The organism is Oleiphilus sp. HI0086, assembly GCF_001635225.1.
Window position 1 is genome coordinate 1 of record NZ_LWFZ01000374.1, and the last position, 366, is coordinate 366.

General features: G+C 45.1%; 1 protein-coding gene. It reads left to right on the top strand.

From position 1 onward, the window contains the following. Positions 1-366 (top strand): efflux RND transporter permease subunit (locus A3756_RS04755; protein ID WP_197481171.1); only part of this gene is annotated, 366 nt, incomplete at both ends.

Sequence of the window (366 nt, forward strand, 5' to 3'; positions counted from 1 at the left end):
TCTGACAAGTACGACCGCTATCAGCTCACACATATGGCTGAAAGAATGACCGAGCATCTACATAGTATTGAGGGCGTTGGGCTCAGTGAAATTCATGGTGGTCAGGAGAACGAAGTACGCGTTGAGATAGATCCCACGCGTTTACAAGCTTTAGGTTTGGGCTTAAATCAAATTAGAGCGCACATACAAGGCGCTAGTATTGATCACTCGCTTGGCTTTAAGGTGATCGACAAAGACAACCAGCATTTGCGAATTAGTCATAAGCTGGAAGACCTTGAAGAGCTTAAGCGATTGGTGGTGTTTCGTGATGACGATAAAGTCGTTCATCTACAAGATATAGCGCATATTACCACCGAGCCAGATACC